18 protein-coding genes are annotated in these 15,975 nt (G+C 35.4%); 17 read left to right on the top strand and 1 reads right to left on the bottom strand.

Annotation, left to right across the window (positions count from 1 at the left end):
* The first annotated feature begins 51 nt into the window (after positions 1-51).
* From ACM55F_RS00655 to ACM55F_RS00665, 3 genes are all read left to right on the top strand, one after another.
* Entirely contained in the window at positions 52-1,737 is a 1,686-nt protein-coding gene (locus ACM55F_RS00655; protein WP_282713497.1) for a sodium/sugar symporter, read from the top strand.
* Between the two features lie 369 nt (positions 1,738-2,106).
* A complete protein-coding gene (locus tag ACM55F_RS00660; RefSeq protein ID WP_416851748.1) occupies positions 2,107-2,304 on the top strand; it encodes a hypothetical protein in 198 nt (65 codons plus the stop codon).
* Between the two features lie 63 nt (positions 2,305-2,367).
* Positions 2,368-2,538 (top strand): NrtR DNA-binding winged helix domain-containing protein, encoded by a 171-nt coding sequence (locus tag ACM55F_RS00665; RefSeq protein WP_416851749.1) that lies wholly within the window; start codon positions 2,368-2,370, stop codon positions 2,536-2,538.
* Positions 2,539-2,671: 133 nt separating this feature from the next.
* Here ACM55F_RS00665 and ACM55F_RS00670 read toward each other — a convergent pair whose 3' ends face one another.
* Entirely contained in the window at positions 2,672-3,037 is a 366-nt protein-coding gene (locus tag ACM55F_RS00670; RefSeq protein ID WP_416851750.1) for a toxin-antitoxin system YwqK family antitoxin, read from the bottom strand.
* Between the two features lie 228 nt (positions 3,038-3,265).
* Between ACM55F_RS00670 and aspS the strand changes: the two genes are divergently transcribed.
* The 14 genes from aspS to nuoL all read left to right on the top strand — a co-directional run bounded on the left by aspS (position 3,266) and on the right by nuoL (position 15,974).
* The gene (gene aspS, locus ACM55F_RS00675) at positions 3,266-5,011 is read left to right on the top strand and encodes an aspartate--tRNA ligase (RefSeq protein ID WP_416851751.1); all 1,746 of its coding nucleotides are present in this window, start codon (positions 3,266-3,268) and stop codon (positions 5,009-5,011) included.
* Between the two features lie 132 nt (positions 5,012-5,143).
* A complete protein-coding gene (locus tag ACM55F_RS00680) occupies positions 5,144-5,338 on the top strand; it encodes a cold-shock protein (RefSeq protein ID WP_007137066.1) in 195 nt (64 codons plus the stop codon).
* Between the two features lie 293 nt (positions 5,339-5,631).
* Positions 5,632-5,997 (top strand): NADH-quinone oxidoreductase subunit A, encoded by a 366-nt coding sequence (locus ACM55F_RS00685; RefSeq protein ID WP_143387186.1) that lies wholly within the window; start codon positions 5,632-5,634, stop codon positions 5,995-5,997.
* Between the two features lie 116 nt (positions 5,998-6,113).
* Entirely contained in the window at positions 6,114-6,662 is a 549-nt protein-coding gene (locus ACM55F_RS00690; protein ID WP_416851752.1) for an NADH-quinone oxidoreductase subunit B, read from the top strand.
* Between the two features lie 4 nt (positions 6,663-6,666).
* Positions 6,667-7,188, top strand: coding sequence for an NADH-quinone oxidoreductase subunit C (locus ACM55F_RS00695; RefSeq protein WP_416851753.1), 522 nt, complete (start codon positions 6,667-6,669; stop codon positions 7,186-7,188).
* Positions 7,189-7,223: 35 nt separating this feature from the next.
* The gene (locus tag ACM55F_RS00700) at positions 7,224-8,462 is read left to right on the top strand and encodes an NADH-quinone oxidoreductase subunit D (protein ID WP_291248377.1); all 1,239 of its coding nucleotides are present in this window, start codon (positions 7,224-7,226) and stop codon (positions 8,460-8,462) included.
* A 75-nt stretch (positions 8,463-8,537) separates the two neighbouring features.
* Positions 8,538-9,068: a complex I 24 kDa subunit family protein gene (locus tag ACM55F_RS00705; protein ID WP_196852689.1), complete on the top strand. Its 531-nt coding sequence runs from the start codon at positions 8,538-8,540 to the stop codon at positions 9,066-9,068.
* Position 9,069: 1 nt separating this feature from the next.
* Positions 9,070-10,437 (top strand): NADH-quinone oxidoreductase subunit NuoF, encoded by a 1,368-nt coding sequence (nuoF, locus tag ACM55F_RS00710; protein ID WP_113636420.1) that lies wholly within the window; start codon positions 9,070-9,072, stop codon positions 10,435-10,437.
* Positions 10,438-10,455: 18 nt separating this feature from the next.
* Positions 10,456-11,505 (top strand): NADH-quinone oxidoreductase subunit G, encoded by a 1,050-nt coding sequence (locus ACM55F_RS00715; protein ID WP_416851754.1) that lies wholly within the window; start codon positions 10,456-10,458, stop codon positions 11,503-11,505.
* Positions 11,498-12,550 (top strand): NADH-quinone oxidoreductase subunit NuoH, encoded by a 1,053-nt coding sequence (nuoH, locus tag ACM55F_RS00720; protein ID WP_416851756.1) that lies wholly within the window; start codon positions 11,498-11,500, stop codon positions 12,548-12,550. The genes ACM55F_RS00715 and nuoH overlap by 8 nt, the downstream gene beginning before the upstream one ends.
* Before the next feature lie 154 nt (positions 12,551-12,704).
* On the top strand, positions 12,705-13,250 hold the full coding sequence (locus tag ACM55F_RS00725) for a NuoI/complex I 23 kDa subunit family protein (protein WP_416851757.1): 546 nt from the start codon (positions 12,705-12,707) through the stop codon (positions 13,248-13,250).
* Positions 13,250-13,762 (top strand): NADH-quinone oxidoreductase subunit J family protein, encoded by a 513-nt coding sequence (locus ACM55F_RS00730; protein ID WP_091172454.1) that lies wholly within the window; start codon positions 13,250-13,252, stop codon positions 13,760-13,762. The genes ACM55F_RS00725 and ACM55F_RS00730 overlap by 1 nt, the downstream gene beginning before the upstream one ends.
* 1 nt (position 13,763) lies before the next feature.
* Positions 13,764-14,084 (top strand): NADH-quinone oxidoreductase subunit NuoK, encoded by a 321-nt coding sequence (gene nuoK / locus ACM55F_RS00735; RefSeq protein WP_066079401.1) that lies wholly within the window; start codon positions 13,764-13,766, stop codon positions 14,082-14,084.
* Between the two features lie 6 nt (positions 14,085-14,090).
* Positions 14,091-15,974, top strand: coding sequence for an NADH-quinone oxidoreductase subunit L (gene nuoL / locus ACM55F_RS00740; protein WP_416851758.1), 1,884 nt, complete (start codon positions 14,091-14,093; stop codon positions 15,972-15,974).
* The last annotated feature ends 1 nt before the right edge of the window (position 15,975 follow it).

Consider the following 15,975-nt stretch of genomic DNA (forward strand, 5'->3'; position numbering starts at 1 on the left):
CAAGACAATAATCTCATTCATTTATATTAATTTCTAAAAAACAAATTACTCATGAACCAGAACCTTGCTTTTGCTGATTACGCAGTATTTATTATCTATTTTATCGTGGTATCCACTTACGGATATACCGTTTATCGCAAACGTGAGAAAAACGAACATGATGCCAAAGCTTATTTCCTTGCTGAGGGAACATTGACATGGTGGGCTATTGGAGCCTCTTTGATTGCTTCTAATATTTCCGCTGAACAGTTTATTGGAATGAGTGGGGAAGGATTCTTTTTAGGAATTGCAGTTGCCGCTTATGAGTGGATTGCTGCTATTGCTTTGATTATTGTAGCCGTTTGGTTTATTCCTGTTTATTTAAAAAACAAGATTTACACGATGCCTCAGTTTTTAAAAACAAGGTATAACGAATCAACTGCTTTAATTATGGCCGTTTTCTGGTTGTTCTTATATGTATTTGTAAACCTGACTTCTATTTTATATTTAGGTGCTGTTGCCATTAATGGATTAGCTGGCGGTGAATATTTACACGCTATTATGATCGGGCTTGCCGTTTTTGCTTTAGTGATCTCTTTAGGGGGTATGAAAGTGGTTGCTTATACGGATGTAATTCAGGTTGCTGTTTTAATAATCGGTGGACTGGTTACGTCTTACATTGCTTTGACTACAGTTGGACAATATTTTGGAGTTGGCGAAAATGCTATTGCAGGTTTCAAGGTATTAATGAGAGAAGCTCCGGAGCATTTCAAAATGATTATCCCGGAACCAACGGCAACTTCTTCTCAAAATGATATTAATAAATACTTAACGTTTCCAGGAATGATGTCCTATTTGGCGGGTATCTGGATTATTAATCTTAATTATTGGGGTTGTAACCAATACATTACGCAGAGAGCTTTGGGTGCCGATTTACAAACGGCGCGTACCGGTATTTTGTTTGCAGGTATTTTGAAATTATTAATGCCGCTTATTGTTATGTTGCCAGGTATTGCTGCTTATGTTTTATATGAAAATGGACATTTACCTCAATTGGTAGGTGGTAAAGATGGTGCTTATTCTGCGGTGTTAACGTTCTTGCCAACTGGTTTAAAAGGGTTGTCTGTAGCGGCTTTAACTGCTGCAATTGTTGCTTCTTTGGCTGGAAAAGTGAATAGTATTTCTACTATTTATACATTAGATGTGCATAAAAAATACATTCAAAAAGATGCGAGTGACAGAAGTCAGGTGAACATAGGAAGATATGCTGTTTTTGCAGCCATGCTTCTTGCTGTTTTATTTACTTGGAATGATATATTAGGAATTGGTGGTGTAGGTGGATTTACCTATATCCAAAAATATACAGGGTTTATTAGTCCTGGAGTTTTTGCTATGTTTTTCCTTGGGATGTTCTGGAAAAGAACTACAGGTACTGCTGCAATAATAGGGGTGATTTCCGGTTTCTTATTGTCGGTTTTGTTTAACGAATTTGCACCAGCATTATTTGGAACGGAAACATTATTATACACCGCTTACACCAATGGAAAAGGCGGATATGAAATACCATTTCACATCTGTATGGGATTGTCATTTATGTTCACCATGCTTATTATGATTGCAGTGAGTTTTGCTGGACCAAAAGTGAATCCAAAAGCCTTTGAGTTAGATACTGAAATGTTCAAGGTAAAACCTCAAACAACAGTATTAATCGTAATCACATTATTGATTATTTTTGCTTTGTACGCTAAGTTTTGGTAATATTATTTTAAAAAAAACCTAGTTTTTTTGATTACTATTGTAATCAGATCAATGCCGTTTAGTTAAGCTTTTTCAGTTAGTGATTAATTAATTGAAATGTTTAACTAAAGGGCTTTTGATTTTAAAGAGGTATATGTAAAGTTTAATTGGTATGGAGTGGAATTTAAAAAAAATAATAATTTTTCATTTGCGGTTGATTGTATCATATTCGGATATGATGGACAGGATTTGAAATTGTTGGTCATAAAGCGAAGTTTTGAGCCATTTAAAGGGAAATGGAGTTTAGTAGGAGGTTTTTAGAAGATGATGAAAGTGCCGAAGAAGCGGCGGTTCGGTACTTAAAGGACTTACCGGTTTGGATGGCTTTATATGGAGCAGCTGGATTGTTTTTCAGACCCCAAAAGAGGTGGTGTGGAGCGAATCATTTCTGTTACATTCTTTACTTTGATTGATATTCAAAAATACAATCAACAAATCAATGAAGATTATCATCCCGCTTGGTTTTCTATCAATCAATTACCCGAATTAATTTTTGACCATTCGGCTATTGCCGAACTAGCCAAGTAAAAATTGTGTTACAGGTGGCGCGACATCCATGGATTGTTTGAATTGTTGCCGGATAAGTTTACCATGCCACAATTACAGAGCCTTTATGAGGCTGTTTATAATATGGAATTTAATCAAGGAAATTTCAATAGGAAGTTGTTGTCTACAAAATTGTTGGAGAAGTTGGAAGATAAAGATATGCTCAATTCACAAAAAAGGAGCGTTTTATTACACTGTAAATTTAAAAAAATATAGTGCTGGTTTAAAACCTTTTTAAATTTTGTTTCCAGTCAATATAGTAATGAATAATATTTTTGTGAAAAGAGAAAAAAGCTAAAAAAGCTTTCGTTTTAGGCGAAAGCTTTTTTTATAAAGTAAAGAATAGTCTTTAGTCTATACTAACTACTACTTCTTGTTTCCAGTTTTTAACTGAAGCTATTCTGTTGTTGGAATAATCAACTTCACTTAAATTACTAAAGCCATTGTCGCTTTTTTCAGACCAAAAAAACCATTTTCCGGTTTTACGACCATTTTGGTATTCACCAGATGAAGTTTTGTTTCCTTTTTCGTCAAAAGAAACCCAAACTCCTTCTAATTTTCCATTTTCGAAAAAACCTTCTTGCTGCACTTGACCGTTTTCAAAAAAATAAGTTGCTTTAACCTTTTTACCAAAAGGCTCCAATACTGGTTCCCCTTTTTGTGCAAAAATTATCCCTGAGAACAATATTGCAACTAAAATAATACACTTTTTCATATCTTGAGTTATTAATGTTTCGTATTTCTTCATCAAAATTAACAAATACTTTACATTAAAAAAACTTTTTGGTAACAATTTAGTAACATTGGACAAAAGCTTAACATTGGGAAATAAATTGCGATAAAAAACAATAGTGTAAAAATTTACTATTCTCAATTCATTATTCATAATTAGTCCTAAATTTGCACCCGGGCCCAAAGGGCTAAATAATCTAAAATTTGGATCATGTATAGAAGTCATAATTGTGGCGAATTGAACGCCTCACATATTAATACTGAAGTTACACTTGCTGGTTGGGTTCAGAAATCACGTGATAAAGGATTTATGAATTGGGTTGATTTACGTGATCGTTATGGAATTACGCAATTAATTTTTGACGAAGGTCGTTCTGATAAAACAGTTTTCGAATTAGCGAAAACGCTTGGTCGTGAATTTGTAATTCAGGTAAAAGGTACTGTTATTGAGCGTGAAGCCAAAAATAAAAATATTCCTACAGGCGAGATAGAAATTTTAGTTACTGAACTGAATATTCTTAATGCTTCGCTTACACCTCCTTTCACAATTGAAGATGAAACAGATGGTGGAGAAGATATCAGAATGAAATACCGTTACCTTGACATTCGAAGAAATCCTGTGAAAAACAGCTTGCTTTTTCGTCATAAAGTAGCCATGGAAGTGCGCAAGTATCTTTCGGATTTGGATTTTTGCGAAGTAGAAACACCTTATTTGATTAAATCTACTCCAGAAGGAGCTAGAGATTTTGTTGTTCCTTCCCGAATGAATGAAGGGCAATTTTACGCTTTACCACAATCACCTCAAACTTTTAAGCAATTGTTGATGGTGGGTGGAATGGATAAATATTTCCAAATCGTGAAATGTTTCCGTGATGAAGATTTACGTGCAGACAGACAGCCAGAATTCACACAAATCGATTGCGAAATGGCTTTTGTGGAACAAGAAGATATTTTGAATGTTTTCGAAGGATTGACAAGACATTTATTGAAAGAAATAAAAGGCATCGAAGTAGAGAAATTCCCTAGAATGACCTATGAACATGCGATGAAAACATACGGAAATGACAAACCGGACATTCGTTTTGGGATGGAATTTGGAGAGTTAAACGAAGTGGCAAAAAGCAAAGAATTCCCAGTTTTTAATGCTGCGGAATTAGTAGTAGGTATTGCTGCTCCCGGAGTAGGAAATTATACTCGTAAAGAAATTGACGCTTTGATTGACTGGGTTAAACGTCCTCAGGTTGGAGCATCGGGAATGGTGTATGTGAAATGCAATGAAGACGGAACCTATAAATCATCCGTAGATAAATTCTATGATCAAAATGATTTGAGCAATTGGGCAAAAACCACCGGTGCTCAGCCGGGCGATATGATTTTTGTGCTTTCTGGTCCAGCTGATAAAACTCGTGGGCAGTTAAGTGCTTTGCGTATGGAATTAGCAACTCGTTTAGGATTGAGAATCCCGACTGAATTTGCTCCGCTTTGGGTTGTTGATTTTCCATTATTGGAATTTGATGAGGATAGTGGTCGTTACCATGCGATGCATCATCCGTTTACATCTCCAAAACCAGAGGACATGCACTTATTGGAAACTAATCCAGGGAAAGTTCGTGCTAATGCGTATGATATGGTTTTGAATGGAAATGAAATTGGTGGAGGTTCAATTCGTATTCACGATAAAGCGACACAACAATTGATGTTTAAATATTTAGGTTTTACTGAAGAAGAAGCTAAGGCGCAGTTCGGATTCTTGATGGATGCATTCCAGTTTGGTGCGCCACCACACGGAGGTCTGGCTTTTGGATTGGATAGATTAGTGGCAATTCTTGGGGGTCAGGAAACGATTCGTGACTTCATTGCTTTCCCAAAAAATAATTCTGGAAGAGATGTTATGATTGATGCGCCATCTACAATTGACGAATCGCAGTTAAAAGAGCTACACATAAAAATTGACTAAATGTAGTTTGTCGATAAAATTTGTTAGAAAACGTTGAATATCAATATTTTTACAAAATAAAAACAGAAGATAGCATTTCGTATTATATTAAATATTACATTTGCTCCATTATAAATTATTATTACTATTACAATGCGTACAGGTACAGTTAAATTTTTCAATGAATCTAAAGGTTACGGATTCATTACAGACGAAGAAACAGGAAAAGACATTTTTGTTCATGCATCAGGAATCAACGCGGAAGAATTACGCGAAGGTGACAGAGTTAGCTATGAAGAAGAAGAAGGAAGAAAAGGAAAAGTTGCTGCGAAAGTAGCGGTGATCTAAGCATAAAAAAATTAATTTTTTTTGCCTACGAATGGTAAAACGTTCCGATTTATTCGGAACGTTTTTTTTTGGTCTTAAATCTTTCTTATTTTTGAAATTAACACACCTTTGTTTAAGATTGTTATATTCTTAAACGTTAAACACATCTTAAGATAATTTTTTTTCTTATTTATAATTAATAAAAATTGTAGATTTACAACGTTGTAGTTGCGATGTATTTTTGAGTTTTTATTGTTATTTAATAATTTGAAAGTTATCTTTGTGGCTTATTTTTATTCAAAAAAATCGATAATATGCAATCCGATCAATTAAATTATATACCAATTTTAATGCAGTTTATCCTAGCTGTAGGATTTGTTGTAGGAACTATATTAGTTTCTGGGAAATTAGGCCCTAAAAGATCTTCTGAAATCAAAGATAAAAACTTCGAATGTGGGATAGAATCCGTAGGAAATGCGAGAATACCATTTTCAGTAAAATATTTTCTTGTTGCCATCTTGTTTGTTTTGTTTGACGTTGAGGTAATTTTCTTGTATCCATGGGCGATCAACTTCAAGGAATTGGGAATGGAAGGAATGGTTAAAATGGTAATTTTTATGCTTTTGCTTTTGGTGGGGTTTTTCTACATCATCAAAAAGAAAGCATTAGAGTGGGAATAAAAATTAATTAGAAATTACGAATTGTAAAAATTTCAATTAAAGTATTTAAAAGAATGTTTTTAAAGTTTAAATTATGAACTCATAATTCATAATTGATAATTCACAATTTTATAAAGATGAGTGATTCAAGTATAAATATGGTTGCCCCTCCAGAAGGTGTTGTTGGTGAAGGTTTCTTTGCTACAAAACTGAATGATGTTGTGGGATTGGCTCGTGCAAATTCATTGTGGCCTTTGCCTTTTGCAACGTCTTGTTGCGGGATTGAATTTATGGCAACAATGGCTTCGCATTATGATTTGGCACGATTTGGTTCTGAAAGAGTGAGTTTTTCTCCTCGTCAAGCGGATATGTTGATGGTAATGGGGACTATTTCGAAAAAAATGGCGCCAATTTTACGTCAGGTTTACGAACAAATGTCGGAACCTCGTTGGGTTATTGCTGTTGGTGCTTGTGCATGTTCAGGTGGAATTTTTGATACCTATTCTGTTTTGCAAGGAATTGATAAAGTAATTCCGGTTGATGTTTATGTTCCGGGTTGTCCACCAAGACCAGAGCAAATTGTTGATGGTGTTATGAAATTGCAGGAATTAGTAAGAAATGAATCTGTAAGAAGAAGAAGTTCTCCAGAATACCAAGAATTATTGGCTTCTTATAATATCAAATAAAATAATGGCGCTAGAAACAATACAAATCCAAGAAAAATTAGTTGAAACATTTGATTCGGCTGTTTTTGAATTCAAGCAGGAAAAGGATATATTTTCATTTGAAGTCGCTGCTGATAAAATTACGGCGGTGATTCTTTTTTTGAAAAATGACCCGACATTACGTTTTCATTTTTTAACTGATTTGTGTGGGATTCACTATCCTGACAATGATGTGGATCATCAATTTGCAGTGGTGTATCATTTGCACAATTGGTACGAAAACAAAAGGATTAAAATTAAGGCATTTATCAACGGTGAAAACCCAGAAATAAAAACGATATCAAACATTTTCTTAAGTTCTAACTGGATGGAAAGAGAAACGTATGATTTTTATGGGATAAACTTCATTGGTCATCCACAATTGAAACGTATTTTGAATATGGATGAAATGATTTCTTTTCCAATGCGAAAAGAATTCCCAATGGAAGATAGCGGAAGAACTGATAAAGATGACCGTTTCTTTGGAAGAACAACCGACAATTATTAAAAACACACACTATTATAATTTTTCACATTAACTAAATGTCAGAACTATTATTACCACCAGAGCATCGCTATGCTAAAAGAATTGCAGCCCAACTAAACGAAGATGGAAGCGAGCTTTCGATTCTTAATTTAGGACCTACTCACCCAGCTACACACGGTATTTTTCAAAATATCCTGTTGATGGATGGAGAAAGAATTCTGGAAGCGGAACCAACCATTGGTTACATTCACAGAGCTTTCGAAAAAATAGCTGAAAACCGTCCTTTTTACCAAATCACCCCTCTTACTGATAGAATGAACTACTGTTCATCTCCTATAAACAATATGGGTTGGTGGATGACATTAGAAAAATTGTTGGATATTGAAGTTCCTAAAAGAGCACAATATTTAAGAGTTATTGTAATGGAATTAGCAAGAATCACAGATCATATTATCTGTAATTCAATCCTTGGGGTGGATACCGGAGCCTATACCGGATTTTTATATGTGTTCCAATTTAGAGAAAAAGTATACGAAATCTACGAAGAAATTTGTGGTGCCCGTTTAACTACTAATATGGGAAGAATCGGTGGGTTCGAAAGAGATTGGTCGCCAGAAGCTTTTAGAAAATTAGATGTGTTTTTAGCGGAATTTCCAGCAGCTTGGAAAGAATTTGAAAACTTATTCGAAAGAAATAGAATCTTTATTGACAGAACTGTAAACGTTGGAGCTATAACAGCTGAACAAGCAATGGCTTACGGATTTACTGGTCCAAATTTACGTGCCGCAGGTGTTGATTATGATGTTCGTGTAGCGCAACCGTATTCTTCTTACGAAGATTTTGATTTTATTATTCCTGTTGGAAAATCTGGGGATACTTACGATCGTTTTTGTGTTCGTAATGCCGAAGTTTGGGAAAGTTTGAGCATCATTCGTCAAGCATTGGCAAAAATGCCCGAAGGGAATGACTTTCATGCTGATGTTCCGGATTATTACCTTCCTCCAAAAGAAGATGTTTACACGAGTATGGAATCGTTGATTTACCATTTCAAAATTGTTATGGGAGAAGTTCCTGTTCCAGTTGCCGAAATATACCATCCTGTTGAAGGTGGAAACGGAGAGCTAGGTTTTTATTTGGTTACTGACGGAAGTCGAACGCCTTATAGATTGCATTTCCGCAGACCTTGTTTTATTTACTATCAAGCGTATCCAGAAATGATCAAAGGTTCATTACTGTCGGATGCAATTGTTATTTTGTCAAGTTTAAATGTTATTGCCGGAGAATTAGACGCATAAAGAGTATTGATTAACGATTTTAGATTTTAAAATAAAACTTTGTGACTTTGCGCCTTCGTGGCAAAAAAAATAAAAATGGAAAGAACGTATCACAAACAAGAAATAAATATGACCGAAGCATTGATGTCCCGCATCAATGAATTGATTAGTCATTATCCTGAAGACAAAAGAAAATCGGCGTTATTGCCTGTTTTGCATGAAGTTCAAGATGCTCACGAGAATTGGTTGAGTATTGAATTAATGAATAAAGTAGCCGAAATCCTTTTGATTAAACCAATTGAAGTTTACGAAGTAGTGTCGTTTTATACGATGTACAACCAAAGACCAATTGGAAAATACATGTTCGAGTTTTGTCAAACTTCTCCTTGTTGTTTGAATGGGGTGGAGGATTTAATGGATTATACCTGTGAAAAATTAGGTGTAAAAGTGGGTGAACCTACTCCAGACGGTCTTTTTGAAGTTAGAGGAGTTGAATGTTTAGGTGCTTGTGGTTACGCTCCAATGATGCAATTAGGCGATTTTTACAAAGAACACTTGACGGCAGCAAAAATCGACCAGTTAATTGAAGATTGCAAAAACGATACAATAATATTACACGATAAATAATATGTCACAAAAAATATTATTAGATAAAATAAATATTCCAGGAATTAAAACGTATGAAGTATACCGTCAAAACGGGGGTTATGCTTCAGTAGAAAAAGCCCTAAAAACATTAACACCGGATGAAGTGGTTGAGGAAGTGAAAACTTCAGGATTGCGTGGTCGTGGTGGAGCTGGATTCCCGGCAGGAATGAAATGGAGCTTTATTGATAAAAAATCAGGAAAACCAAGACATTTAGTTTGTAATGCGGATGAATCAGAACCAGGAACTTTCAAAGACCGTTATTTGATGGAATTTATTCCTCATTTATTGATTGAAGGAATGATTACTTCCAGTTATGCATTGGGTGCAAACCTTTCATACATCTACATTCGTGGAGAATATATGTGGGTTTATAAAATATTAGAGAGAGCCATTAACGAAGCAAAAGCTGCTGGATTTTTGGGTAAAAATATATTAGGTTCAGGATACGATTTAGAACTTTATGTTCATTGTGGTGCCGGAGCTTACATTTGTGGTGAAGAAACTGCATTGATTGAATCCTTGGAAGGGAAAAGAGGAAATCCTCGCATCAAGCCACCCTTTCCTGCTATTTCAGGACTTTGGGCAAATCCAACGGTTGTAAATAACGTAGAAACTATTGCCGCTGTGCCTTGGATTATCAATAATACAGGCGCAGAATATGCTAAAATTGGTATTGGACGTTCTACAGGAACCAAATTAATTTCGGCTTCTGGGCATATCAAAAACCCAGGTGTTTACGAAATTGAATTGGGTTTAAGTGTTTACGAATTCATGAATTCTGATGAATATTTAGGTGGAATGAGTTCTGATAGACCTTTGAAAGCATTTGTACCGGGAGGAAGTTCTGTTCCCGTTTTACCAGCCCATTTAATTTATAAAACGGCAAACGGTGAAGATCGTTTGATGTCATACGAATCGTTAAGTGACGGTGGATTTGCAACTGGATCTATGTTAGGGTCAGGTGGATTTATTGTTTACAATGATACGTCTTGTATTGTTCGTAATACTTGGAATTTCTCTCGTTTTTACCACCATGAAAGTTGTGGGCAATGTTCCCCTTGTCGTGAAGGAACAGGATGGATGGAAAAAGTATTGCACCGAATCGAAAATGGTCACGGTCGTGAAGAAGATATCGATTTGCTTTTGAGTATTCAGAGTAAAATTGAAGGAAATACAATTTGTCCTTTAGGTGACGCAGCAGCTTGGCCAGTCGCAGCAGCAATTCGTCACTTTAGAGAAGAATTTGAATACCATATTCGTTTCCCGGAAAAAATAAAAAATAGAGATCATTTTGTTGCTGAACCTTTTGAAAAAGTAAAGCATTTAGTTTCTAAAGTAATCGTATAAAGTCAAGAATTTCAGAAAATGAAAGTAACCATAGACGGTCAAAGCATAGAAGTAGAACCAGGAACAACAATCCTGCAGGCAGCACGTATGATAGGTGGAGAAGTAGTTCCGCCGGCAATGTGCTATTATTCTAAACTAAAAGGTAGCGGTGGAAAATGCCGTTGTTGTTTAGTGGAAGTTGCAAAAGGAAGTGAAGCTGATCCAAGGCCAATGCCTAAATTAATGGCATCTTGTGTAACAGGTTGTATGGACGGAATGGAAGTGAACAGTAAATCTTCACCAAGAGTAACCGAAGCCAGAAAATCAGTAACAGAGTTTTTATTGATCAATCACCCATTAGATTGTCCAGTTTGTGACCAAGCAGGAGAATGTGATTTGCAAAATTTAAGCTTTGAGCACGGAAAATCAGAAAGTCGTTTTATCGAAGAAAAAAGAACATTTGAGCCAGAAAACATTGGTCTAAATATTCAATTGCACATGAACCGTTGTATTCTTTGTTACCGTTGTGTAATGGTTGCAGACCAATTGACTGACGATCGTGTACATGGAGTAATGGATAGAGGAGATCATTCTAATATATCGACTTGTATCTCAAAAGCGGTTGATAATGAGTTCTCTGGGAATATGATTGATGTTTGTCCGGTAGGAGCTTTAACAGACAAAACGTTCAGATTTAAATCTAGAGTTTGGTTCAGCAAGCCTTATAACGCACACAGAAATTGCCCTACTTGCTCTGGAAAAACTACAGTTTGGATGTTTGGTGACGAAATCCAACGTGTTACCGGAAGAAAAGACGAGTACCATGAAGTAGACGAATTTATTTGTAATGGATGTCGTTTTGACCACAAAGATATTGCAGATTGGACTATTGAAGGACCGAGAGCATTCGAAAAAGATTCGGTTATCAACCAAAATAAATACAACAGAAAATTACAAAAAGTGGAGATTGCTACCGAAGATCATATCCTTTTAGGTAGAGAAGAAGACCGTAAGAAAATAAGCATGGTCGAAATTCCATTGACCGAAGAAGACATTATTAATCAAAAAAGCTTGGGCAATAATGGATAGTACTATTATCATAGAAAAAAGTGTCATTATTATTGCAGTTTTTGCTTTGACAATGTTGATGGCAATGTATTCGACTTGGGCTGAACGAAAAGTTGCCGCTTGGCTTCAAGATCGTGTTGGACCAAACAGAGCGGGTCCTTTTGGATTATTTCAACCGCTTGCCGATGGTTTAAAATTATTCTCGAAAGAAGAATTTGAGCCTAATACACCGAACAGATTTTTGTTTTTTGTAGGTCCGGCAATTGCAATGAGTACCGCTTTAATGACCAGTGCCGTAATTCCTTGGGGAGACAAACTGCATTTGTTTGGAAGAGATATTTTATTGCAGGCTACTGATTTGAACATTGGATTGTTATACTTTTTTGGAGTTGTTTCAGTAGGTGTTTACGGAATCATGATTGGTGGTTGGGCATCTAATAATAAGTTCTCTTTGATGGGTGCGGTTCGTGCTGCTTCGCAAATGGTATCTTATGAAGTTGCGATGGGACTTTCGATGATTGCTTTGTTGATGATGACCGGAACGTTGAGTTTAAGAGAGATTTCGGCGCAACAAGCTGGAATGAATTGGAATGTGTTTTATCAACCGTTATCTTTTATTATATTCTTAATTTGTGCTTTTGCAGAAACGAACAGAACTCCTTTTGACTTAGCGGAATGCGAAAGTGAATTAATTGGAGGATACCACACCGAATATTCATCGATGAAAATGGGATTCTATTTATTTGCTGAATATGCGAATATGTTTATTTCTTCTACGATTTTAGCGGTTTTATTCTTTGGAGGATATAATTATCCTGGAATGAGTTGGGTTGTTGAAAATTGGGGTGTAAATATTGCCAATGTTTTAGGATTCGGTGCTTTGTTTATAAAATTATGTGGATTCATCTTTTTGTATATGTGGGTTCGTTGGACTATTCCAAGATTCAGATACGATCAATTGATGCATTTGGGTTGGAGAATATTAATTCCATTGTCGATCATTAATATTATAATTACCGGAATTGTAATTTTGAGAGCAGAAATTGCTACTTATTTAGGATTTTAAGCCTCCTAGCCCCTAAAGGGGAGTAAATTAGAATTAAATATAATTTATATAGAAAAAGCCCTAGCCCTGATAGTAGCGGCATCCTTTTGTTTTTTTCTTTAAAAAATAAAAGATACAGCGAATAGCAGGATTAAGCTTCAAATAAAAATAAAAAATGTCAATAGAAAGTATATCCTTATCGGGAAGAAAAAAGCAAGTCTCTAACAAGGAGATGACTTTTTGGGAAAGAATGTATCTTGTTGCGATTGTCAAAGGTTTGATAATTACGATTCAGCATTTGTTTAAAAGAAAAGTAACGATTCAATATCCGGAGCAAGTACGTGAGATGAGTCCGGTGTATCGCGGTCAGCACATGTTGAAGCGTGATGAGGAAGGTCGAGAAAACTGTACGGCTTGTGGTTTATGTGCGTTGTCTTGTCCTGCAGAAGCGATTACGATGAAGGCTGAAGAACGCAGAGCAGATGAAAAACATTTGTACAGGGAAGAAAAATATGCGTCGATATATGAAATTAATATGTTGCGTTGTATTTTTTGTGGATTGTGTGAAGAGGCTTGTCCAAAAGACGCCATTTACCTGACAACTTCTAAAGTTTTAGTTCCTTCGAGCTATGAGAGAGAAGATTTTATCTTTGGAAAAGACAAATTGGTCATGCCGCTTGAAATGGCAATGAAAAACGCTCAACTTAAAAACGCTAACTAATGTCTACGATACTTATAATTTTTTGTGTATTGGCTGCTATCACATTAGCAACCGCATTTTTGACAATTTTTAGCAAAAATCCGATTCACAGCGCTATTTATTTAGTGATTTGTTTCTTTTCGATTGCGGGTCATTATCTATTATTGAATTCTCAATTCTTGGCGATAGTTCACATTATTGTGTATTCTGGAGCAATTATGATTTTGTTTTTGTTCACCATCATGTTGATGAATTTAAACGAAGAAAGAGAAGTACACCGACCTAGAATTACGCGATTAGGAGCTATTGTTTCTTTCTGTTTGATTTGTTTGGTTTTGATTGCCATTTTCATCAATTCAAAACCTATTGTTGGAGAATATGTAACAACCGGCGAAGATTATCAATCTATAAAAGTATTGGGTAAAATACTGTTGAATGAATATATGGTTCCGTTTGAATTTGCCTCTATATTACTTTTGGTTGCTATGATTGGAACTGTGTTATTGTCTAAAAAAGAAAAATTGCAAAAATAAGATGAACAATATTTTAAACCACATTGGTATTGAAAATTATATATTCCTGAGCGTAATACTTTTTTGTATTGGTGTTTTCGGAGTGTTGTACAGACGAAATGCCATTATCGTATTTATGTCAATTGAAATTATGCTGAATGCAGTAAACTTATTGTTTGTAGCATTTTCGACCTATCATCAAGATGCGCAAGGACAAGTTTTTGTGTTCTTTTCGATGGCTGTTGCTGCGGCAGAAGTTGCGGTAGGATTGGCAATTTTGGTTTCTATTTTTAGAAATTTAGGCTCAATTACTATCGATAATTTAAAAAACTTAAAAGGATAAATGGAAATGAATACCAATATAGCTTTAGTTTTAGTTCTTGCTCCTTTTTTAGGATTTTTAATCAATGTTTTCTTTGGTAAAAGCCTTGGAAAATCACTTTCAGGAATAATTGGAACCGTATCAGTTGTGGTTTCTTTTATTGCGACTGCTTATTTCTTCAGTGGAATTGCAGCGCAACCGGAAGGAATTCGTATTGCTCTTTTTGACTGGATCCAAATCAGTAATTTCAAAGTTGATTTTGGATTTCAATTGGACCAATTGTCAATTTTGTGGTTGCTTTTCGTAACTGGAATTGGATCTTTGATTCATTTATATTCGATCAGTTACATGCACGATGATGAAAATATGCACAAGTTTTTCGCGTATTTGAATCTGTTTATATTCTTCATGATTACCTTGGTAATAGGAAGTAACCTATTAGTAATGTTCATCGGATGGGAAGGCGTAGGTCTTTGTTCGTATTTGTTAATTGGATTTTGGCATAAAAACCAAGAATTTAATGATGCAGCTAAGAAAGCATTCATCATGAACAGAATCGGGGATTTAGGATTATTAATTGGTATTTTCATTCTTGGATCTTTATTTTCAACTGTAGATTTTACAACATTAAAAACAGTTATAACTACTGCGCCAGATTATAATGACTTTTGGGTTGCGGTTGCTGCTTTAGCTCTGTTTATTGGAGCTTGTGGTAAATCGGCACAAATTCCATTGTATACTTGGTTACCGGATGCAATGGCTGGGCCAACTCCTGTTTCGGCCTTGATTCATGCAGCTACGATGGTTACCGCTGGTATTTTTATGATTACCAGATTAAATTTCTTGTTTGATTTGGTTCCAAGCGTTCAATCTATAATCGCGATAGTTGGAGCCGTTACTGCTTTGGTAGCCGCAACAATTGGACTGGTTCAAAATGATATCAAAAAAGTATTGGCTTATTCAACTGTTTCTCAATTGGGATTAATGTTTTTGGCTTTAGGTTTAGGGGCTTATGAAGTGGCTGTTTTCCACGTAATCACACATGCTTTCTTTAAAGCTTGTTTGTTCTTAGGTTCAGGTTCTGTAATTCACGCTTTGCACGGGGAACAGGATATGCGTAAAATGGGTGGTTTGAAAAAGGCCATGCCAATTACTTTTATCACGATGTTAATTGCTTCTTTAGCGATTTCAGGAGTTCCATTGTTTTCAGGGTTTTTCTCGAAAGACGAAATTTTATTAGTGGCTTTCCATCATAATATTCCATTATGGGTTGTGGCTTCGGTTGCTTCCATAATGACTGCTTTTTATATGTTCCGTTTGATGTTCTTGACATTCTTTCAAGAATTTAGAGGAACTGCAGAACAAAAACACCATTTGCACGAAAGTCCTTCTTTGATTACCATTCCTTTGATTGTTTTAGCAATTTTGGCTACTATTGGTGGTTTGATTAGTTTGCCTGGAAACAGTTGGTTGAATGGCTATTTGACTCCTATTTTGCCAAAATTAGCAACCGCTGAACACCATTTAGGCACTACTGAATATATCTTGATGGCTATTGCCGTTGTGGGTGGATTAGTAGGAATTGGTATTGCTTACGCTAAATACATCAAACAAAATACAGTTCCTACAGAAGATGCTGAAATTACAGGGTTTTCTAAAGTGCTTTACAATAAATATTATGTTGATGAATTTTATGACGCTATTTTTGTTAAACCAATTAATTTCTTGTCTCGTTTTTTCAGAGATACTATAGAAACAGGTTTGTCAGCTTTAGTTTTTGGATTCGCAAAAGTTACCAACGAAATAAGTTACCAAGGAAAGAAAATACAAAATGGAAGCATTGGTCTTTATCTTTTTGTTTTCGTATTAGGGCTTTGTGCCATTGTTTCTTATTTATTTTTAGCTCAATAAT

Source organism: Flavobacterium melibiosi (assembly GCF_048158545.1).
In the GTDB taxonomy this organism is placed as follows: Bacteria; Bacteroidota; Bacteroidia; order Flavobacteriales; family Flavobacteriaceae; genus Flavobacterium; species Flavobacterium melibiosi.